Source organism: Arthrobacter sp. Sr33, assembly GCF_054511195.1.
On sequence record NZ_JBTNDD010000001.1, the window covers coordinates 221,320 to 239,791 of the forward strand.

At 59.7% G+C, this 18,472-nt stretch carries 14 protein-coding genes, 1 tRNA gene and 1 pseudogene; 8 read left to right on the forward strand and 8 right to left on the reverse strand.

Annotation, left to right across the window (positions count from 1 at the left end):
- Position 1: 1 nt before the first annotated feature.
- The 4 genes from hpaD to ACX80T_RS01175 are packed head-to-tail and all read right to left on the reverse strand — an operon-like array spanning position 2 to position 4,897.
- Positions 2-1,081, reverse strand: a complete 1,080-nt coding sequence (gene hpaD / locus ACX80T_RS01160) for a 3,4-dihydroxyphenylacetate 2,3-dioxygenase (RefSeq protein WP_116778050.1) — start codon at positions 1,079-1,081, stop codon at positions 2-4.
- 52 nt (positions 1,082-1,133) lie between these two features.
- The gene (hpaE, locus tag ACX80T_RS01165; RefSeq protein WP_116778049.1) at positions 1,134-2,666 is read right to left on the reverse strand and encodes a 5-carboxymethyl-2-hydroxymuconate semialdehyde dehydrogenase; all 1,533 of its coding nucleotides are present in this window, start codon (positions 2,664-2,666) and stop codon (positions 1,134-1,136) included.
- Between the two features lie 28 nt (positions 2,667-2,694).
- Positions 2,695-3,411 carry a GntR family transcriptional regulator gene (locus ACX80T_RS01170; RefSeq protein WP_019482017.1) on the reverse strand — a complete coding sequence of 239 codons (717 nt, stop codon included), beginning with the start codon at positions 3,409-3,411 and terminating at the stop codon, positions 2,695-2,697.
- Positions 3,404-4,897: a fumarylacetoacetate hydrolase family protein gene (locus ACX80T_RS01175; RefSeq protein WP_116778048.1), complete on the reverse strand. Its 1,494-nt coding sequence runs from the start codon at positions 4,895-4,897 to the stop codon at positions 3,404-3,406. The genes ACX80T_RS01170 and ACX80T_RS01175 overlap by 8 nt, the downstream gene beginning before the upstream one ends.
- Before the next feature lie 221 nt (positions 4,898-5,118).
- Between ACX80T_RS01175 and ACX80T_RS01180 the strand changes: the two genes are divergently transcribed.
- The 4 genes from ACX80T_RS01180 to ACX80T_RS01195 are packed head-to-tail and all read left to right on the forward strand — an operon-like array spanning position 5,119 to position 9,693.
- The gene (locus tag ACX80T_RS01180; protein WP_116778047.1) at positions 5,119-7,008 is read left to right on the forward strand and encodes an FAD-binding monooxygenase; all 1,890 of its coding nucleotides are present in this window, start codon (positions 5,119-5,121) and stop codon (positions 7,006-7,008) included.
- A 29-nt stretch (positions 7,009-7,037) separates the two neighbouring features.
- Positions 7,038-7,424, forward strand: a complete 387-nt coding sequence (locus tag ACX80T_RS01185; protein WP_026040977.1) for a DUF5997 family protein — start codon at positions 7,038-7,040, stop codon at positions 7,422-7,424.
- 55 nt (positions 7,425-7,479) lie between these two features.
- The gene (locus ACX80T_RS01190; RefSeq protein WP_116778046.1) at positions 7,480-8,589 is read left to right on the forward strand and encodes a glycosyltransferase; all 1,110 of its coding nucleotides are present in this window, start codon (positions 7,480-7,482) and stop codon (positions 8,587-8,589) included.
- 51 nt (positions 8,590-8,640) lie between these two features.
- Complete coding sequence (locus ACX80T_RS01195) at positions 8,641-9,693, forward strand: glycosyltransferase (protein ID WP_116778045.1); 1,053 nt, start codon at positions 8,641-8,643, stop codon at positions 9,691-9,693.
- Between the two features lie 41 nt (positions 9,694-9,734).
- Here the strand turns inward: ACX80T_RS01195 and ACX80T_RS01200 are convergent, their stop codons facing one another.
- The 3 genes and pseudogenes from ACX80T_RS01200 to ACX80T_RS01210 all read right to left on the reverse strand — a co-directional run bounded on the left by ACX80T_RS01200 (position 9,735) and on the right by ACX80T_RS01210 (position 11,326).
- On the reverse strand, positions 9,735-10,268 hold the full coding sequence (locus ACX80T_RS01200) for a glycosyltransferase family 2 protein (protein ID WP_243400495.1): 534 nt from the start codon (positions 10,266-10,268) through the stop codon (positions 9,735-9,737).
- Between the two features lie 12 nt (positions 10,269-10,280).
- Positions 10,281-10,490 (reverse strand): annotated as a pseudogene (locus ACX80T_RS01205) (glycosyltransferase); the annotation flags it as partial.
- 125 nt (positions 10,491-10,615) lie between these two features.
- A complete protein-coding gene (locus tag ACX80T_RS01210; RefSeq protein WP_116778043.1) occupies positions 10,616-11,326 on the reverse strand; it encodes an SOS response-associated peptidase in 711 nt (236 codons plus the stop codon).
- Between the two features lie 102 nt (positions 11,327-11,428).
- Between ACX80T_RS01210 and ACX80T_RS01215 the strand changes: the two genes are divergently transcribed.
- From ACX80T_RS01215 to ACX80T_RS01225, 3 genes are read left to right on the forward strand one after another with little or no spacing between them, the layout of a single operon-like run.
- Positions 11,429-12,190 (forward strand): hypothetical protein, encoded by a 762-nt coding sequence (locus ACX80T_RS01215; RefSeq protein WP_237742147.1) that lies wholly within the window; start codon positions 11,429-11,431, stop codon positions 12,188-12,190.
- Positions 12,190-13,800: a DNA polymerase Y family protein gene (locus ACX80T_RS01220; RefSeq protein ID WP_116778042.1), complete on the forward strand. Its 1,611-nt coding sequence runs from the start codon at positions 12,190-12,192 to the stop codon at positions 13,798-13,800. The genes ACX80T_RS01215 and ACX80T_RS01220 overlap by 1 nt, the downstream gene beginning before the upstream one ends.
- Positions 13,801-13,835: 35 nt before the next feature.
- Positions 13,836-17,255: an error-prone DNA polymerase gene (locus ACX80T_RS01225; protein WP_116778041.1), complete on the forward strand. Its 3,420-nt coding sequence runs from the start codon at positions 13,836-13,838 to the stop codon at positions 17,253-17,255.
- 82 nt (positions 17,256-17,337) lie between these two features.
- Here ACX80T_RS01225 and ACX80T_RS01230 read toward each other — a convergent pair.
- Positions 17,338-17,420 (reverse strand) — tRNA-Leu (locus tag ACX80T_RS01230).
- Between the two features lie 324 nt (positions 17,421-17,744).
- On the opposite strand from ACX80T_RS01230, the gene ACX80T_RS01235 reads away from it, so the two are divergent.
- The gene (locus tag ACX80T_RS01235) at positions 17,745-18,470 is read left to right on the forward strand and encodes an FhaA domain-containing protein (RefSeq protein WP_019482028.1); all 726 of its coding nucleotides are present in this window, start codon (positions 17,745-17,747) and stop codon (positions 18,468-18,470) included.
- The last annotated feature ends 2 nt before the right edge of the window (positions 18,471-18,472 follow it).

Genomic DNA, 18,472 nt, shown 5'->3' on the forward strand with positions numbered 1-18,472 from the left:
GCTACAGCTGCGCCCCCAACTTGAACCCCTGCTCGGCACCATCATCGTCTTTGCGGGTGTAGGAGAACCCGTCGGCACCGACCGTCACCGCCATTTCGCTCTTTTCCTCACGCACAATCACGGGCTGGGGATTCCCATCGAGATCCAGGACCAGCGAGGCTTCGCTGTACCAGGAGGGGACGACGGCGTTGCCCCACCAATCGCGGCGCTGGTTGTCGTGGACGTCCCACGTGACCGTAGGGTTGTCCGGGTCGCCGGTGTAGTAATCCTGGGTGTAGATCTCGATGCGGTGCCCGTCCGGGTCAAGGATGTAGAGGTAGAAAGCGTTGGACACGCCGTGCCGGCCGGGGCCGCGTTCAATCCGGTCCGAGATGCGCAGGGCGCCCATCTTGTCGCAGATCTGGATGATGTTGTGCTTCTCATGGGTGGCGAAGGCGACGTGGTGCATCCGTGGGCCGTTACCCCCGGTCAGTGCGGTGTCATGCACCGTCTGTTTACGGTGCATCCAGACCGCATAGCTCACGCCATCGGAATCCTGGATGTCCTCAGAGACCCGGAAGCCGAGGTCCTCGAGGTACTTGCGTCCCCGCGGTACGTCAGGGGTGACCTGGTTGAAATGATCCAGGCGCACCAGCTCGCCGGCAGAGTAGAGGTCGTAGCGCTGGGTGAGGCGCTCCACATGTTCGACGTCGTAGAAGAATTCGTAGGGGAAGCCAAGTGGGTCCTCGACGCGGACGGAATCGCCAATGCCCTTGGTGAACCCCTCCTTTCGGCGCTCCACCCGGCAACCAAGTTCCGTGTAATACGCCTCGGCGGCGTCCACTTCCGCCGGCGACTTGACCCGGTAGGCGAAGGCGGCGACGGCGGCCACCGGCCCCTTCCGCAACACCAGGTTGTGGTGGATGAACTCCTCAAGGGAGCGCAGGTAGATGTTGTTGTCGTCTTCTTCGGTGACGTGCAGACCGAGGACGTCGACGTAGAACTCACGCGACTTCACGAGGTCAGTTACGACGATTTCCATGTAGGCGCAACGGACAATGTCGGGGGCCGGAGCAGTGGGGGTGGGGACGAAGTTTGTCATGATGGTCTCTCTTCTTTGAGCAGGGCGCGGGGGAGGTGCCTGGGGAAGGGGGTCAGCCCTTGGGTGCGTCGTCGATGCTGCCGAACTTCGGAGTGTGGACAGCGCCGAGGCTGATATGAACTGCCTGCTGGTCGGTGTAGAAGTCGATTGACCGGTAGCCGCCCTCATGTCCCAGACCCGACGCTTTCACGCCGCCAAATGGAGTGCGAAGGTCGCGAACGTTGTGGCTGTTGAGCCAGACCATGCCAGCTTCAATGTCTTGGGAGAAGTTGTGGGCGCGGGTCAGGTTCTGCGTCCAAATGTAGGCGGCGAGCCCGTATTTGGTGTTGTTCGCGAGTGCCAGCGCTTCGTCGTCGTCTTCAAACGGGGTGATGGCGACGACCGGGCCGAAGATCTCCTCCTGGAAAATGCGTGCTTCAGGAGCGACGTCGGCGAACACGGTCGGTGCGATGTAGTTGCCCTCGGGCAGGTGGTCCGGCCGGCCTCCGCCAGCCAGCAGCCGCCCCTCCGACTTCCCAATCTCTACATAGGAGGCGACTTTCTCAAAATGCTCTGGGTGGACCAGCGCGCCGACCTCGGTCTTGGGATCGTGGGGATCGCCGACCACGATGGACTTGGCTCGGGCCGCGTACTTGTCGCAGAACTCGTCGTAGATGCCGCGTTCCACCAGAATGCGGGATCCGGCGGTGCAACGCTCACCATTCAAGGAGAAAACACCGAAGAGCGCCGAATCGATCGCCGCGTCCAGGTCCGCATCGGCGAAGACCACGCAGGGTGACTTCCCGCCGAGTTCCATGGACAGCCCCTTAAGGTTCTCGGCTGCATTACGGAAGATGGTCTGCCCGGTGGTCGTCTCACCGGTGAAGGAAATCAGGGGGACTTGTGGGTGCTTGACCAGCGCATCACCCGCTTCTTCGCCGAGGCCGTTGACCAGGTTGAACACCCCGTCGGGGAGGCCGGCGTCTTTGAATATCTGGGCCCACAGGGAGGCGGAGAGCGGCGTGAATTCGGCGGGCTTGAGGACCACGGTGTTGCCGGTGGCCAGTGCCGGTGCGAGTTTCCAGGATTCGAGCATGAACGGAGTGTTCCAGGGGGTGATCAGTCCGGCGACGCCGATCGGCTTCCGGTTCACGTAGTTGATCTGGGAACCCGGGACTTTCATGGCGTCGTCGAACTGAGCCACGATGAGGTCAGCGAAAAAACGGAAGTTCTCGGCTGCACGCAGGGCCTGGCCCTTCGCCTGGGTGATGGGCAACCCGGTGTCGAAGCTCTCCAGGTCGGCCAGGCGGGACTCCTGCGCCTCAACGGCGTCGGCGATTTTGTTGAGAACCCGGGCTCGCTCGCGGGGTTTCATCCGCGGCCACGGGCCGTTGACGAATGCCTCGCGTGCAGCGGCGACCGCGAGGTCAATGTCTTCCTTCTGCCCAGCGGCAGCGGTGGCGTAGTTGGTGTTGGACACCGGATCCTGCACGTCGAAGGTCTTCCCACTGACGGAATCGACAAACTTTCCGTTGATGTAGTGCTGGATGTGGGTGGGCAGGTCCTGCGGTACATAGTGGGTGGTTTCAGGGACGGTGGACGTCATGGTTTTCTTCCTGACTATTTGGTGGAGCTTATTCGATGGGAGCAGAGGCCTGCGCAAGGTAGGCGTCCAGGGTTGCGGAGCGGTGACGGCGGGCGGCGTGCTCGATGGTGTCGGCGTTGGCCGCCGATTCGATGAGCTGCAGCAGCGCCTCGTGTTCCAGGACAGATTCCTTGGCGCGCCCGGGAACGAACCTGAACGTGGACGACCGGAGCGCCGCCAGCCGGTTCCAGCCGCGGTGCACCAGATCAAGGATGTGCGGATTGGGGCAATGCTCAAACAAGATGCTGTGAAAGTCCTGGTTCAGTGCCGTGAAACGGACCGGGTCGAAATGGTCAAGGCACTCTCGCATCTGGGCGTTGACCGCGCGCGCCCGGGCTACCGCCACCGAATCGATCAGCGGTGCGGACAGGGCCGTCGCTGCCCCCTCGATGATGCTCAGAGTCTGCATCGTATACAAGTACTCGGTGGGGTCGATCCCGGAGACGGTGGCACCGACGTTGCGTTCAAACGTCACAAGACCTTCAGCCTCCAACCGCCTGATTGCCTCCCGGACCGGGACCACGCTGAAGCCAAGATCCTCAGCGATTTTCGCTAGCACCAGCCGGTATCCGGGTGAAAAGGAGCCTTCGATGATGCGGGATTTGATCGAGGTGTAGGCCCGCTCGGACTTACTTCCCGGTTCGACATCACCGCGCCTGGCCCCGCCACTGGTCTCGAGTGACGGAGCGACGACGGCGTCAGCCACGTGTTGCTCCGTCGGCGACCCACTGCACGTATTTCGCCCTCCAGTCGGCATTCATTGGGTAAAGCCCGTCCACACCGCTTCCCTGCTTGACCATTTCGAGGATGAACCTCTCTTCCTGCTCTTGCAGGATGCAGTCCTCAACGAGTTCCTCAGCAAGTGCCGGCGGGATGACGAGAATGCCGTCCGAGTCGGCCACGATGATGTCCCCTGGCTGGACGGTCGTTCCGCCGCACGCGATGGTGATATCGGTGTCCCATGGGATGTGGCGTCGACCCAGGACAGCCGGGTGGGGGTTGGCGAAGTAGGTCGGCATGTCGAGATCAGCAACAGCCGAATAGTCACGAACACCGCCATCAGTAATGATGGCGGCCGCTCCCCGGACCTGGGCTCGCATGGCCAGAATGTCCCCCACCGTGCCGGTACCCTTTTCGCCCCGCGCCTCCATGACGAGAATTTCGCCGTCGTTCACCGAGTCAATGGCGCGTTTCTGGGCGTTGAACCCACCACCGTGGGTGGTGAAGAGATCCTCCCGGTTGGGGACGAACCGGAGGGTGCGGGCCAGCCCCACCACTCGGCGGTCAGGGCGGGTTGCCTGCAACCCATCAATGCTCACATTGTTCAACCCACGCTTGCGCAGCTGTGAGGACAGCGTTGCGGTGGCGATGCCCTCCAGCTTCTTCTTCAATTCAGGTGCCAGCGCGTGGCTTACCGGTTCCAGCCCGGCTGCCTCGCGTGACCCATAGGCTTCTTCCCGCTGAGTGTCATCGGCTTTGGGTTGAGCGCCGAAGTCAGCGAACGGCGTCGTTCCCTCCGCCACGCAGGTCCTGAGTCGCCCGCTGCTGTAGGCACCGGCGGTGACCTCGATGTCTACCATGTCGTCCGGATTCGCCACCGACGCACCGGCCGGGGTGCCGGTCAAAATAATGTCCCCTACCTCCAGGGTGAGGAGCTGTGACAGATCGGCGACCAGCTGGGCGAAGGGAAACAGCAGGTCCTCAGTGGTGTCGTCCTGGACGAGTTCCTCGTTGTGCCAGGTGCGCACCCGCAGTGCAGTGGGATCGATGTCATTCGCTGGAATCAAACGTGGCCCAACCGGGGTGAATCCGTCGCCACCTTTGGAGCGAACGTTTGAACCCTTATCTGCGTAGCGGAGGTCGTAAACACCCAGGTCGTTGCTGGCGGTCACCCATTGGACGTGGCCCCACGCCTGAGCAGGGCTAACCCTGCGGGCGGCTGTGCCAATAATGAGAGCGATTTCGCCCTCGTAGCCGAGCAGCTCACAGCCCAGCGGACGAACAACGACACCGGGCGTCTCAAGCGATCCGAGCGAGAGGGACGAGGAGGGTTTCAGGAAGTAGGAAGGCTGCAGCGGAATACGTCCTCGCTGCGCGGCACGGCTGGGGTAGTTGATGTGAACCGCAATCACCTTCCGGGTGCGGGCCAGCAGTTCGGCACTCACGGCCTCGGTCGTGGACTCCATCGTCATATCGCGCTCCTCGTCGTCGTCGAACTCTCTCTCCGATTCCCAATGTACGAAATCGTATACGATATACTATCCACTGTGACCGGCACCACGTCAAGAGTCCATGATCATGGCACCCGTTGTGTCGCTGGTCATACCCGTCGTACAGTGTGAGCAGCGTCATTCGATTATCGGATTACGTGTTCAAATAAAGAACTTTCACAACGAAGTGAGCGAGGAAGACCGTGCATTTTCACCATCACGGCTACGTATCAGGTGACCCCCGCGTCCAGGTAGCGTCCGGCGTCGGTATCGATCGGCCGGACGAACTGCCCGACGAGGTTGACGTCCTGATTGTCGGCAGCGGCCCAGCCGGAATGCTCGCGGCCGCCCAGCTCTCCCAGTTCCCGGAGATCACTACGCGCATTGTGGAGCGCCGTCCCGGACGGCTAGCGATTGGTCAGGCAGATGGCATCCAGGCCCGAAGTGTTGAGACGTTCCAGGCGTTTGGTTTCGCCGAGCGTATTACCGCCGAGGCATACCGGATCACCGAGATGGCATTCTGGAAACCGGACCCCGCAGATCCCGCCCGTATTGTCCGGACCGCCCGCCCTCTCGATGACCCGGCAGGGGTCAGCGAATTTCCGCACCTGATCGTCAATCAGGCGCGCGTCCTCGATTATTTTGCCGAGTTCATGGCAAACTCCCCTACCCGGATGAAGCCTGACTACGGCCTGGACTTCATCGGGCTCGATGTTGCCAACGAGGGCGAATATCCCGTTGCTGTCACCCTCGCCCATACCGCTGGGCCGCTCGAAGGAACGCAGCGGTCGGTCAGGGCCAAGTACGTGATTGGCGCCGATGGCGCCCGGAGCAACGTCCGCAGCGCCATCGGCTGCACGCTCGCCGGCGACGCGGCGAATCACGCGTGGGGGGTCATGGACGTTCTTGCCGTCACCGACTTCCCAGACATTCGGCTGAAGTGCGCCATTCAGTCCGGTACTGGCGGGAGTATCCTCCTCATTCCCCGCGAGGGTGGTCACCTCTTCCGCATGTATGTGGATCTGGGTGATGTCGATGCGCACACCAAAGGGGAAATCCGCAGCACCACGATTGCTGAAATAATCGATAAGGCCAACGCGATCCTCCACCCCTACACCCTCGACGTCCGCAACGTCGCCTGGCATAGCGTCTATGAAGTCGGCCACCGCCTGACGGACCGCTTCGACGACGTCCTCCCCGAGGAGGTCGGCACCCGAACACCCCGGGTCTTCATCACCGGGGACGCCTGCCACACCCACAGCGCCAAGGCGGGCCAGGGAATGAACGTCTCGATGCAGGACGGATTCAATATCGCCTGGAAACTCGGACATGTCCTGGAGGGCCGCAGTGCTGATAACCTGCTCTCCACCTATTCCGCCGAACGCCAGGTAGTAGCCAAGAACCTGATTGACTTCGACAAGCAGTGGTCTTCGTTGATGGCCAAAAAACCAGAAGACTTTGAGGACCCCACGGAACTCGAAAACTTTTACACCAGCACCATGGAATTTCCCGCCGGATTCATGACCGAGTACCAGCCATCCATCATCGTCGGCCAGGCCACCCATCAGGAACTCGCCACCGGGTTCCCCATCGGCAAACGGTTCAAGTCCGCGCAGGTCGCCCGTGTTTGCGACACCAATCTGCTTCACCTGGGCCACCAGGCGACGGCCGACGGACGTTGGCGCGTCTACGTTTTCGCTGATGAACCGCTGCCAGGTGCACCATCGAAGGTGGCCACCTTCGCGGAATGGCTCGCCAATTCACCAGAGTCACCCCTCGCTGCAACTCCCGTGGGTGCTGACCAGGACGCGTGGTTCGATGTCAGGGTGATCTACCAGCAAGATCACCAAAGCCTGGACATCACCGCCGTTCCTGCGGTGTTCAAACCGCAGGTTGGACCCTTCAAGCTCAACTATCTGGAAAAGGTCTTCGGCGTTAACCCGGCCGAGGATATCTTCGACCTGCGGGGCGTAAGCCGGGACGGCGTCGTCGTCGTCGTTCGCCCGGATCAGTATGTAGCTCAGGTGCTGCCACTGACCGCGACTGCAGAGCTTGCCGGGTTCTTTGCAAAAATGCGCACCAGACGCGGTTGACGGTCGGCGGGGGCAGCTAGGGTTAAGGAATGACCCCCGCAAAAAGCCCCCAGACCATGAAACCCGCCACAGCGGCCAAGAAACTGGGAATCTACCTGCCAGCCTCTCCTCAAGAGTTCCAGGACAACGACGTTACCCGTGCGGAGTTCAACGAACTGCAGCAGAATCCGCCGGAATGGCTCGCGGAGCTCCGCCGCAACGGACCGCACCCCCGCCCAGTGGTAGCTCAGAAATTGGGCATTTCCATCAGCGGTCTGGCTCGTGGCGGGGTCACCGAACCGCTTACGACGCCGGACATCACCGCGCTGCTACAGGAGCCCCCGGCCTGGTTGGTAGCTGAACGCTCGACCCATGCGGCAGTCCGCAAACAGGATCTGATCACCAAGAATCTGCATGCCGAGAAGGCCGACCAGTAGGCCAAACCAGCTTGGCCGTGTCGACTTTTCGCGGGAATGAAGCATACTTACTATTATGCTTCATGCACAACCGCTCAACATTGCCGTGATGGCCCACCTGCACCACCCCATTGCCAGCCCATTTCCGGGTGGACTGGAAATGCATACTGCGCTGTTGACTGAAGAACTCACGGCTCGTGGACACTCGGTCACTCTTTTCGCCAAGGGTGGCAGCCACACCACAGGCACCGTGGTGCCCGTGCTTGACGCCAGGTTCCACTTCGCCAAGCATCCCGAGGGCCCAGCCCGTGACGCGCAGACACGCCACCTGGATGATGCTCACAACACCACCCTGAACCTGATTGACGAAGGCAATTTCGACGTCGTCATCAACAACTCTCTCAGCCCGCTACCGCATGCTGATCCGCCCACAGCCCCCATGTTGACCATTCTCCATACCCCTCTGCTACCGCGGGTGACTGCCGTCTTCGAGGCATCCGGCTACCGTCCCTCGCCTCGGCAACGGTTTGTCAGCGTTTCAGCGGCCAATGCACGGCAGTGGCGGAACCACCTCGACGACATCAGCATTGTTCACAACGGGATCCGGCTCGATGAATGGCATGCAGGAGTACTGACCCGCCGGCGCTCCAACACCGCAGTCTGGGCCGGCAGGATTACCCCCGAAAAAGGGTTGCACGTTGCGATCGAGGCCGCATCCCTCGCCGGAATGCGGATCCGCTTTGCCGGACCCATTAGTGATCAGGACTACTTCACCCGAACCATTGCGCCGTTACTGAGCGAATCAGTTCAGCACGTAGGTCACCTGAACCATGGCCAGCTGGCGTCTTTCCTCAGCTCCGGGACCGTCTTTATTGCTTCACCGTTGTGGGCGGAACCGTTCGGGCTAACCACAGTCGAAGCCATGGCATGCGGCACCCCAGTGGCGGCGCTTCCCTGCGGTGCGATGGCTGAGATTATTGACCAGCGCGGCGGAGTAGTGGCAGGCGGGTTCTCTGCTGCAGACCTTGCCTTGGCAATTGAACAGGCGCGCAGAGCGGACAGCACCGCGGTTCGGGCTTCTGCGGCACGGTTTGCAGCCGGCGTGATGATTGCCAACTATGAGCAGCACCTCGGTGAACTGGTGAATCAGGACATACTCTCCGACTCCGAGATGCTGGCATCCTAGGCCAGTGTTGATTCCCGTGTTGTCCCCCGTGTCGTCCCCCGTGTCGTCCCCATGACGACTCTCCCCCGCGTGGCCTACTACACCCACCACCACGGTTCGGGACACCTGCGCCACGCCCTGAACATCGCGCGCTTGCAGGTTGTCGATCTGTTGGTCACTGGATCCACCGAACCCGCCGGACTCAGGACAGTTCCGCATACCCGGTTTGCCCAGCTCACGACTGACACCGGGCCCGACGGCGAGCCATACCCGACACCCGAGGAACCATTTCTGCATTACACGCCCATCAATTCAGCGATCAGGAACCGATTCGCTGAGCTGCATGCTGCATGGCGAGACTTTGATCCGCAGGTAATCATTATTGATGTTTCGGCCGAGGCGGCAATCTTCGCCCGGCTCTGTGGGTATCCCGTCATCTACCGGCGCATGCCCGGGGATCGCTCCGATGCGGTGCATGAGCTGGCCTATGCGTCAGCTTCTGAGCTGGTTGCCTACTACCCCCGACGCCTTGAGGAATCCTCCTATCTCGAGGCATTTGGGCATCGGACCCAGTATCTGGGGATGCTTTCACCTACCGGCGGCGCTGAGACAGATTCGGCAAAGCCAGGCGGCAGGATCATCACTGTGCAGACCAGCCTGGGTGGCAACGGTGTAAATCTCGGTGATCTTGTCCAGGCCGCTCGATCCTGCCCCTCCTGGCAATGGAACGTGGCAGGGCTGAGCACCGGGAGCATTGAGCTGCCGCCCAATGTTCGCCTGCTTGGCGTTCTGAAGGATCCCGCCCAGGAACTCGCCGCCGCAGACATCATCATCACCTCCGCGGGATACCACGCCGTTGCAGCGGCGGCCGCAGCTGGTCGCCCCACCATCCTGGTGCCGGAGGAAAGACCGTTCGGTGAGCAGGCCGCCTTTGCGCGGGCGTTGGCCATCACAGCGGGGATTCCAATGGCTGAGAGCTGGTCGGATGTCAGCTGGCCGGATCTCCTCCGCCAGGCGGCGGCATCGGATGCGAACGCCCTGCGGAAGGCCTTGTTCGTCAGCCAGGAGAGTTTCAAGGTGGGGTTGTTGGATCTGGTGTCGAAAGCGTCGGGAGCTGGCTCTTAGTTGACTGGGTCAGACTCGGCAGGTTCTGGATCGGATGGTATCTAGTAGGGCGCATTCACGCGAGCGGCAGCAACGTCGTCGTCAGTGGGGTGCTTCAGTACATCGATTCCCTCAGCATCGGCGTTCCAGCCGATGTACCCAGCGGCCGCAAACGCCGACAGCCATCCGGTCATTGGCCACAGTCCCCATTTGTGGTGAAACACCAGGCTATTGGCAACTATGTCAGTGAAGTGCTGCAGGGGTGGGCTGGTGACCCCATGATGCTGGTGGAACATGGTGGCGGCTGAGAAGGAAAGGATGACCCCCCTCTCACGGGCAGTGAAGGAAAAGTCGGTGTCTTCCCCGCCGTACCCAGTGAAGGATTCATCAAACCCGCCTATCAGGGTGAAATCGTCGGCCGCTACCGCGAAACCCAGAGACCAAAACAGCTCATACTTCTCAGTTGCGGCGGGGGGCTCGCCATCAGCGGGTGCCAACATGGTGCGGGCATGGTGCGGGATCGAGGCACGCATTAGTCCGGCGTCGCAATCATCCATCGGAAACCCGGCCTCGCTTAGATAGCGGGGTTGGGCCATCACCAGACCACCCAAACTATCGAGGTCCCGCATCAAGGTTTCACAGAGCCTGGTGGCAGGTATGCAGTCAACATCCAGAAAAACCAAAGTATCAGTGGAAGCCGCTGCAGCGGCGGCATTCCGTGCAGCCGCAAGGTTCAAAGTCCCAGACCCGGATGCCGGAAGATGAACCAGACGTAATGGGATTGCGGTGTCCAGTGGAGTGGGGTTGGGCTGACCCATATACACAACGACCAGCTCTGCAGGCGTACGGGTTGAACGATTCAACCCAATCACAAGGTTCGCGAGATGTTTATCGCGGTTGGCGCTGATCACGAGGACCGAAAAGTCCCGGGTAGATGTAGTTCTCAAGAGGCAACTGGTTCGATTAGTTGGGGCCCATTGTTGCGGACCGATCCGACGGCGTTGCCAACTACCCGGGGGACAAGTTTCGGTTCCGGAATGGCGTCAATCAGTGCCTGCACGTCGGAACTACCGGTCATTTTTGGGTTAAGCCAGTCTGAATACAGGTCTGCCGGAAGGATGAGTGGTGTCCGGTCATGAATATGACCGAGGGTGTCGCTGGCGGTCGTGGTGATAATGGTGCAACTGCGCAACCACTTGTCCTGATGGTCCTCGGGAAGGGTTGGATCCGGCCAGTATTCGTATAAGGCGGCGAAAGCTAGCATGTCGCTGGTTTGGCCGTGGAGGTAGATGGGAATTTTACCCTCGGGACCCTTCTCCCACTCGTAATACCCGTTGGCCATCACGATGCCCCTGCGCCGGGAGGCAGCGGTGCGGAAGGATGGTTTCTCAAGGATGGTCTCGGCCCGGGCATTGATCAAGGGGGGACCTTTTTTGGGGTCTTTCATCCAGGAAGGTACCAGCCCCCACCGTGCTGTGGTGAGCCGTCTAGTGGGTGTTTCACCTGTGTCGTCGAGTCGTTCCATGAGAAGTCTCACGGTGTCAGTGGGCGCCACATTGTAGGAAGGCTCAGGTAGATCCTTATCCACGAAATCAACGTCAAATAGGTCTATCAGGTCCCGGTCAGATCCCGCCACCACAAAACGTCCGCACATGAGGATAGGGTACTCCGGGGTAGCTTCAAACCTCATTCCCGGGGTGCCTGAGGACCAAACCAACCGATTGACTTAATCGAACATATCTTCGAATATTAAGGGGTGACTGCACTAGCAATAAGCCCCCGGATGTCCCCGGGCACCACCCTGGATCAGGACCTGCTGGTACCTGAACTTGCTGGTCAGCTGCGCAGCGAGTCGGGGTTGCAGGAAAAGATCAATCAGATGCAGGGAAGCCGGTTGGGCTCACGGCGTTTACCCACCATTCCCGCTCTGGGACGGATCCTTCCCGGTGGAGGATTGATGGCGGGAGCGGCTTACTCGGTTGAGAACTCCACCACGCTGGCAATGGCATTGCTTGCTGGCCCCTCGGGTTCAGGCGCGTGGTGCAGCGTGATAGGTATCCCTGATTTCAATGTAGAAGCTGCAGCAAATCTGGGCATTGATCTAGACCGTCTTATTCTTATCCCCCACCTCGACGGCCAGTGGCTCACTGTGACTGCGGCAATGGTGGATGTGGTGTCAATCATTTTGACCACCGCGCCGGCAACTATTACCAGCACCGATGCTGCTCGGCTGCGGGCACGGTTAAGGCAACGGGGAGCAGCGCTCATTACCATCGGAGCCTGGCCACAGAGTGAGGCGGTACTCAGTGTCTCCGACAATCAGTGGGGCGGGTTGGGAACCGGATCAGGTCATTTGCAAACCCGCAGGTTGAAAGTCACTGCCAAAGGGAACAACGGTCGGTCACGGAGCTCTGAACTTTCACTCACTGAACTTCAGCAACGCACCTGGCCTCAACTCAATACTGCTGACAGCAGGACTATTGATCAGCGCTTCGTCCCCCAGGTGGTTGGCGCTTGATGAAGCTGCAAACACCCTCTCAAACACTCAGGCAGGGTGCCACCAGGATCATGATGCTCTGGTGTCCCGACTGGCCCATCGCTGCTGCCCTGCGCGAGCTGAACCTCCCTATCGATGCATCACTAGCCCTGGTCGATAAAGGTGAGGTCTATGCCTGTTCGCCAGCGGCGCGGTCTGAAGGTGTAAAACGCAGGCTCAGGGTCCGTGAGGCTCAGGCACGGTGTGCTGACCTCCTCGTTGAGCAATATGACCCTGCCCTCGATGAACGGGTTTTTGAACCTGTGGTCTCAGCAATTGAAAAGATTATGCCCGGAGTTCAACTGTTACGCCCTGGTTTATGCGCCATCCCTGCACAGGGGCCGAGCCGGTATTACGGCGGTGAAACCGCAGCGGCATCGGTTCTGCTCTCCACTCTCTCGACCCTTGGACTAACCAACGCCAGGATCGGTGTTGCTGATTCACCGTTCGCTGCAGAGCATGCAGCCCGTGCCACTGAGGTGTTGGAGGGCGCTGAACAGGACGCCATCTGGGTTGTTCCACCTGGCGAATCAGCCCAGTTTTTGAGCTCTTTTCCGCTGGAAGTGTTGGCCGAACCAAAACTCGCAGTTTTGTTGCGACGATTGGGAATCAAGACACTCGGTGACTTTTCAGCGCTTGCTGCTGGAGACGTTAGGAACCGGTTCGGCGTTGAAGGTGCAATCGCCCATCGGAAGGCCAGCGGACTTGATCATCACTCAGTGGTGGTGCGTAAGCCACCACCGGAATTGGACGTCCTTGTTGACTTCGAACCAGCCTTGGTACGAATTGATCAGTTGGCGTTTGCTTTCCGCACCTCCGCGGACCGATTCGTGGACCGGTTGAGTGATTCCGGCCTGGTTTGCACAGTGGTCAGGGTGGTGTTGCACTCTGAATCCGGTGAAGTTTCAGACCGGTTGTGGCGTCATCCACGATGGTTCGATGCCGATGACATTCTTGATCGGGTTAGGTGGCAGCTGCAGGGTGGCGGACTGATTGAGCATGGTCTTCAATCAGGTATCACCCGAGTGCAAACCATTCCTGACACTGTCGAGGATCTAGGCGACCATGCTGATGGCCTGTGGGGTACCGGACCTGACGAAGGCGTCCACAACGGGTTGGCCCGCGTCCAAGGCATGTTGGGTCATGGAGCCGTACTGACAGCGATGATTGCTGGTGGCCGGATGCTCAAAGATCGCAGAGTGCTCATTCCGTGGGGGGATTCTTCAGGCAGCAATCCAATAGCGGTGAGGGCTGCCCGGCAGTTGCCCTGGCCCGGCAAGTTGCCCGGACCAGCACCAGCTACAGTCTTTGACTCCCCTCGTGAAGTGCGTGTGATCGACGATAGTGGTCACAGCGTTGACGTTGACACTCGAGGAATGCTCACCCGTGCGCCAGCGCAATTCACACCACCAGGTTCACCCGCCAAGCAGCGCCTGGTACATCACTGGGCCGGACCATGGCCCATCAACGAACGGTGGTGGGACTCCTCAGGGCGGGCTCTCAACCGTTTTCAACTGGTGGATGAGACGGGTGCTGCCTGGCTATTACTCCTGGAAGACCACCAGTGGTGGGCAGAAGCCAGCTATGACTAGAGCAGCCATCACCTTATGGGAAACGGGAGGCCACTGTGGGGTGGAGTAACCCCCCGATCTCGTGGTCAGAATTTGAGCGGACCCTCTCCGATCGAAGCAGGCCCGGTGCACCACCTGCTGGAGCTGATGGTGGTGATAGTCCCGCATGGTCACCGAAACGGCAGCCATATCGTTTGCCTACCACGACGCCCCCCGAACCAGGTGGTCCGCTGGTTCCCTACGCGGAACTGCATGTCCACTCGAACTTCAGTTTTCTGGATGGTGCCTCCAGCCCGGAACAACTGGTCGAGGAAGCCAACCGGTTGCGCCTGAACGGACTGGCACTGACCGATCACGATGGATTGTACGGGGTGGTGCGTCTCGCTGAAGCTGCAGAAAAGTTCCCGCAATTGAGCACTGTCTATGGCACTGAACTCTCCCTGGACCTTTCCAAACCACAAAATGGCGAACCGGATCCCGAGGGTAGCCATCTGTTGATTCTGGCCCGCGGAACCGAGGGATACCGGACGTTGGCTGGTGCCATCACTGCAGCGCAATTGGCTGAAGGAGCCGAGAAAGGCAAGCCCCGCTACAACCTTGAAAGGCTGGCCGAACAGGCGTCAGGAAATTGGCTGATTCTCACCGGCTGCCGTAAAGGGTCAGTCCGTCAAGCATTGGTGCGCAATGGAGAGCGAGGGGCCCGAGACGCCGTCGGGCAGTTGGTTGAACTGTTTGGCAAGGACAACGTTGTCGTTGAACTCTCGGATCAGGGAAACCCACTGGATAGTTCGATCAACGATGCGTTGGCGTCAGTGGCATCAGGGTTGAAACTCCCAGTCATTGCCACCAACAACGTGCACTATGCCTCACCTGAACAGCATCGGCTAGCTACGGCTCTGGCTGCGGTGCGCGCCAGGAGAAGCCTTGATGAAATGGATGGTTGGTTACCCGCGGCAGGTTCAGCTCATCTTCGTAGTGGGGCTGAAATGGCTGCCAGGTTCGCTGCCTATCCCGGTGCTATCGAACGGACTGTGGACCTCGCCGACGATCTGGCGTTCAGGTTGCGGAGCGTCAAACCGGGTTTGCCTAATCTTGCCCTCCCCGACGGTCACACCCAGATGAGCTATTTGCGGAAACTGGTGTGGCAAGGTGCAGACAAGTTTTATCCAGGCCGGCGTGACGTGGTGGAGCGGATCGAAAAGGAACTGGAGGTTATTGAGAGCAAGAATTTCCCGGGCTACTTCCTGATTGTTCACGACCTGGTTCACTTTGCGCGGAGCGAGGGCATCCTCTGTCAGGGCCGCGGTTCGGCAGCGAACTCCGCAGTCTGCTACCTGCTGGAGATCACAGCAGTTGATTCGATTCTGTACAACCTGCCATTTGAACGTTTTCTCTCCAGCATGCGGGACGAGGAACCGGACATTGACGTCGACTTCGATTCCGATCGCCGGGAGGAAGTCATCCAGTATGTGTACAACAAATACGGACGATTCAATGCCGCCCAGGTGGCCAATGTGATCACCTACCGGCCAAAATTTGCTGTTCGTGACATGGCCAAGGCCCTCGGCCACAGCCCCGGACAGCAGGATGCCTGGTCCAAGCAGATTGAACGTTGGGGTGGCCTCGTGTCCAGTGACGATCATGACATCCCGGAAGCAGTCGTTCACCTTGCCCAAAGTGTCCTCAAGTTTCCTCGACATCTTGGGATTCATTCCGGCGGGATGGTGCTTACCGATCGGCCGGTAGGCGAAGTCTGTCCCATTGAACATGGACGAATGGAAGACCGCACTGTCCTGCAGTGGGACAAGGACGATTGCGCCTGGATGGGATTGGTGAAGTTCGACTTGTTGGGGCTGGGCATCCTTGCAGCCATCCAATACAACTTCGACCTCGCGGAGAAACACTTTGGTGAGTCCTGGGATCTGCACACCATTCCAAAGGAGGAGCAGGGCGTCTACGACATGCTTTGCTTCGCCGATTCCATTGGGGTGTTCCAGGTGGAAAGCCGAGCTCAAATGGGGATGCTCCCCCGTCTGCAACCCCGAAGGTTTTATGACCTGGTGATAGAAGTAGCCCTGGTCCGGCCCGGCCCCATTCAGGGTGGCGCTGTACACCCCTTCATTAAACGCAAACTGGGGGAAGAGCCGGTCACCTACCTCCACCCCAAACTGGAACCGGTGTTGGAAAGGACCCTTGGGGTACCCCTGTTTCAGGAACAGCTCATGCAGATGGCAATGGTGGTGGGGAATTGCTCCGGAGCAGATGCTGATCAGTTGCGCCGGGCGATGGGGTCCAAACGTGGTCTTGAACGCATTGATACGTTGCGGGACAAGCTGTACGCGGGGATGGCATCAAACGGCATCACCGGAGAGACAGCCGATTCGATTTACCTCAAGATCCAGGCCTTCGCTAATTTCGGTTTCGCTGAGAGCCACTCCATCAGCTTCGCCTTACTGGTCTACGTCAGTGCCTGGCTGAGACTTCACTATCCCGGGGCATTCCTTGCCTCACTGTTGCGGGCCCAGCCTATGGGCTTCTACTCACCGCAGACCCTTGTTGCCGATGCCCGCCGTCACGGGGTGAAGGTACACCGGCCGGACCTGCTGCTTTCAGGAATCCACGCGGATCTTGAGCCTCTCACTGGACCTGCGAACTCCTCCACCGGACAAGCTACAGGCATGGATTCCTGCTGCCACCAGAATCAGCCCCCCGTAGGTCCTTTTGACAGGTCCATCCCCTTTGATTCGACACTGCACCGAAGGGATGCCCACTTCGCAGTCCGGCTGGGTCTGGACAGCGTCCAGACAATTGGGACTCGTGTTGCAGAACAAATTGTTTCCGAGCGCATCGCCAATGGCGGCTATGCGGATATGGCAGATCTGGCACGGCGCACTGAACTCAACTCCAGCCAACTTGAGTCCCTGGCAGCTGCTGGAGCCTTCGAATCTATGGGGCTTACAGAGCGGGAGGCTCTTTGGAATGCCGGCCCGGCAGCCACTGAGCGAGCGGGCCAATTGAAAGGCACCACTGTCTACATCCAGCCACCGCTATTCCCCGACCTCACTGCTGCAGACCGGGTAGCCTCAGACCTCTGGTCAACTGGCATCACACCCGACGATCACCCGGTTCGTCACATCAGAGCAACTCTGGTCAAACGCGGTGTTTTGACTGCAGCTGACCTGCTGCAGGCTGAGCCAGGACGCAGGGTGGAGGTTGGTGGTGTGGTTACTCACCGGCAGCGACCCGCCACGGCAAGCGGAATCACCTTCATGAATCTGGAAGATGAAACAGGGCTGGTGAACGTCATCTGCTCTGTGGGGGTGTGGCAGCGATACCGGCGCATTGCCCGGGAAGCAAGCGGTGTCCTGGTCCGGGGCATGCTGGAGCGCTCCACGGAAGGAATAGTCAATATTGTGGCTGACAAGTTTGAGGTGTTGACAATGAAGGCGACCACAAAGTCGCGAGACTTTCAGTAGCTGCCGTCCCCGAGAACCCGGAACTACTCCCACAACTTCTCGTTAACGAGAAAGACCCCCGGATAACCGGGGGTCTAAACCGTGCGCGAGGGGGGATTTGAACCCCCACACCCTTTCGGATACTGGCACCTGAAGCCAGCGCGTCTGCCGTTCCGCCACTCGCGCGCAACCACTCCAAAACACTTCAACAAACCAGTCGAAGACCTTCGAGAACAGCAGAAACAAGCATAACGGAGCATCACTGAAATCACCTAAACGCCCCGCCTGATCCCTCTGCCCAGAGCCGATACATCAAGCAACTACGCCACTACGGCCCGAGGAATCGTTATCACTTAGTGGTCTATCCGGGCACGTGATTAAGGCCTTTTAGAGAGGTCCCCAGTAGTATCGAACTGATCGCGTCGTACGTTGACCATGCCTTCGCACCCGACAAAGGCCGTGGATCGCTGTACCGACAAACTATTCAATCGAAGGGTGAGGAGGCAACAAGTGGGTATTTTGGACAACGTGGAACGCGGATTGGAGAAGATTGTCCGCGGCGCCTTCTCAACCGGATCCCGGTCCCAGGTTCAGCCCGTCGAAATTGCTAGCGCCCTGCGTCGCGAATTGGACAACAAGTCCATCACCCTCGCCGAGGGCAGGACCCTGGCCCCGAATGTCTTCACAGCGCGGCTGTCAGACTCGGACTTCGTCTTGGCCCAGGAATGGGGATCAACGCTTGCTGAAGAGCTATGCGACGTGGTGATCAAACACGTCAACAGCCAGAGCTACACACTTCGAGGTCCCGTCAAAGTCTCATTCACCAGGGATGAAGAGCTCAAGGCTGGGGTCTTCGAGATTGATTCCTCAACCGAGAAACAAGCGGGTCCCAAACGGTCCGCAACCCCCAACGCGCCCAGCCGCCAACCAACCCGGGTGCAACCTGTGCTGGACCTGGACGGTCAGCGCTATTCACTCAATGCAGGGTCAATCATTCTCGGTCGCTCATCCGAGGCTGACATCCTCGTCGATGACACCGGAGTGTCACGGAAACACCTCGAAATTCGCACACAGGGTGGCACCACCCAGGCAGTGGACCTCGGATCCACCAACGGCAGCTACGTGAACGGTCAACGCGTCCAGGGCCAGATCGACCTCACTGACGGGTCGATCATCACCATGGGCCGCACCCGCATGACCTTTCGACTCATCTCGCTACCGAACGGCGGCCGCTAGGA